General features: G+C 70.1%; 2 protein-coding genes. Both read left to right on the top strand.

Going from position 1 to position 3032, the window contains the following annotated elements; all coding sequences use genetic code 11:
• Positions 1-1815, top strand: a 1815-nt coding sequence (tap, locus tag ACIQVZ_RS14065; protein WP_402449871.1) for a telomere-associated protein Tap, incomplete at its 5' end; no start/stop codon positions are given.
• Positions 1816-1820: 5 nt separating this feature from the next.
• The gene (gene tpg / locus ACIQVZ_RS14060; RefSeq protein ID WP_402449868.1) at positions 1821-2375 is read left to right on the top strand and encodes a telomere-protecting terminal protein Tpg; all 555 of its coding nucleotides are present in this window, start codon (positions 1821-1823) and stop codon (positions 2373-2375) included.
• Positions 2376-3032 lie beyond the last annotated feature (657 nt).

Below are 3032 nucleotides of genomic sequence, written 5' to 3'. Positions count from 1 at the left end.
CCGCTGCGCCCCGCAGCCCGCCCCACACCACACTGCGACGCCCAATACCCCCACGGCCCACTCGCCGTGCTGGACGACGACGGCACCGCCTACGCAGTCGGCGGCCTGCTCCTGGAATGCCCCGCCACCACACTCGCACAACTGGTCACCTGGGCCCTGACCGAATCCGGCCTGGGCACCACACGACTGCACCGCAACGGCAAGGACTCCGACCCGCTGATCGTCCTCACCGCCGCCGCCGCCCTGAAACTCGGCCTGCCACCCACCCTGGACGACGACCCGGCCACCCGCCGCACCCAGCGACTCCCCGACGACCACAAGATCGTCAAAGCACTCGCCCGCTCCAAATGGCAGCTCACCCGCCGCGGCTTCGGCCCCTGGGCCCGCATCTACAAGCCCGTCAAAGACGGCCGACGCCAATGCGTACAACTCGCCGTCCTGCCCTGGCGCGCCCTCGACACCCGCGCCTGGGGCGCCGCCGCCGACCTGCCCGCCCCCGACCTCGCCCGCGTCCTCGGCGTCTACGCCCAACGCGTCATCACCCCCCGCGGCTCCAGCGCCACCAGCGGCCTGGAACTGATGACCGCACTGCGCCCACCCACGAGGGCGGTACGCGACGAGGAGACGGGCGGGTGGGTGTCTGGGCCGAACCCGGGCGCGCTGACCGAAGTCGTCCAGGCCGCGCCGCCGGAGGTCCCGCCGGAGCACCCCGCCGCACAGGGCTGGACCGGCGGCTTCCTGGACGAAGAGTCCTACCAGTGGATCCGCCCGGTCGAAACCCTCTCCGAAGCGGAGATGATCGAACCGTTCGCGGTCGGCATCGACATCAACACCGCCTACCTCGCCGCCGCCGCCCGCCTCAACGTCGGCCTGTCCGGCCCACTCCACGTCACCAACCCACACTTCGACAAGAAGACCCCCGGCAGCTGGCTCGTCGACCTGTCCCACATCCCGACCGACCCCCGCCTGCCCAGCCCGTTCACCCCGACCGGCACCCCCCCCACCGGCCCGGCCTGGTACACCACCCCCACCGTCGCCTACGCCCAGGAACTCGGCCACGACGTCCACCCGACCGAGGCCTACCTGCGCGAGCACAGCGGCGCCTACCTCGACCCCTGGCACGACCGCCTCCGCGAGGCCTACGTCACCACCATGACCGAGGCCGGCATCCCCACCGACAAGGACACCGACGAACGCGCCTTCCTCGCCGCGATGACCGCCCACCGCCTCCTCAAGAACGCCGGCACAGACCTGGACGCGCTGCGCGCCGCGCTCGCCGCCGAGGGCCTGGGCCACCTGGCCGCGATGGGCGACGACCAGCTCGCCTCCGCCACCTGGCGCCACCACCAGATCGCGATGGTCCTCTCAGCGGTGAAGTCGACGGTGAAGTTCGGGATCGGCAAGCTCCGCGAGCGCCCCCAGGGCCTGACCTACAAGCCCGGCGAGCCGTGGCCGGCGCTGGAGCGCGAGACCTGGCGCCCGGACATCCGGGCCGCGGTCATCGCCAAGGCCCGCGTCAACATGCACCGCAAGATGGCCAACGTCGCGAAGGCCAACGGCCGCTACCCGCTCGGTGTCAACAACGACTGCGTCGTCTATGCCTCCCCGACCACGGACCCGCTCGGCTTCCTGCCACTCACCGGCTCCGGCAAGGTGCTGCCCGGTACCTTCCGCCTCGGCGCCACCCCCGGTCTGGCCAAGGTCGAAGGCATCCAGCAGATGCTCACCGTCGTGGACTGGCTGGAACGCGAGCAGCCGATCAACCCGGCCCGCCACATCAAGGGCTACGACAGCAGCACCATCGAGGGGAAGTAAGGGCCGTGGAGGAGATCACCGACGCGATCGACCGGGCCGCGCCCGAGCACTTCACCAAGGCCCCGCCCAAGAGCGCCCAGGCCCAGATGCGACTGCTCGCCAAGGCGGCCAAGGGCGACACCGCCGCCCTGGCGGCCCGGCTCGGCGTCAGCCGCCGCACCGTCGAGCGCTACCTCGCCGGGCAGCGCAAGACCCCCAGGGCCGCACTGCGCGAGGCCCTGAAACGCGAGGTCCAACGAGTGTGGCAGCCCGGCATCCGCCGCCGGGCCCGCAAGAAGGCCGCCACCAGCACGGGCATCACCGTCGAGGTGTGGGCCTACTTCGGCTACACCGCCCCCGTCGGCACCACCGACGAGGCCCGGCTGCGGCACCTGACCGTCCACCTCCCACCCGTCTACGCCGACCGCCTCTTCACCGCCCAGGACCAGGGCGCCGGTGACCAACAGATGCGCGCCATCATGGCCGAGGGATTCCAGGAAACCTACTTCAAGGACGGCGGCCGCGCCGCCGGACTCGAAGTCGAGTTCACCGGAATCCAGGCGATCGACGTCCAGTACTGACACCAGGCAGAAACACTGACACTACACAGTGCATCATTACGATGCGCCGAAGCGTGCCACCCACATCTGAGGTAGCACGCTTCGGCGCATTTCGACGGCCCGGGGGTGAATGGTGACGGGCGCTCAGGGGTGGGCGGAGCGAAGCGGAGTCCACCAGGCTCGACAGGATCAGGATGCTGTCGGTGTTGACCTGTTGTGAGATGGGGGGAGGTCAAATGGTGGGATGTGGGCCGGAGTTACTGGGCTTACACAGCGTACGAGCGATGCATCACCTCCGGTTAGCCCACTGAGTTCCGCTTGCGGAATTCAGAGCCCCCGCTCGCGGGCGAACACGCCGGAGCGCAGCGGAGGCGTGTCCTACCGCCGACTTGCCGGCGGGGAATTCCCGCTTGCGGGAATTCAATCCTCGCGCAAGCGCGAGGATTTCATCCGGAGCGCAGCGGAGGCGTACTGAGCTCGGAGCGAAGCGGAGAGCAGGGCCCTGCGAAGCAGGGGAATTCCGCTTGCGGAATTCAATTCCCGCGCTTGCGCGGGGATTCCGCCGAAGCGAAGCGGAGGCGTTTCGCTGTTCAATCCCCGCGTAAGCGGGGATCCGCCGAAGCGAAGCGGAGGCGTTCGCTGTCCGGCGGCTTGCCGCCGGGGTACCCGCTCCGCGGG

The sequence above is a fragment of the Kitasatospora sp. NPDC098663 genome (genome assembly GCF_044760075.1).
Classification (GTDB): Bacteria; Actinomycetota; Actinomycetes; order Streptomycetales; family Streptomycetaceae; genus Kitasatospora.
This window is presented reverse-complemented; position numbering and strand designations above follow the sequence as displayed.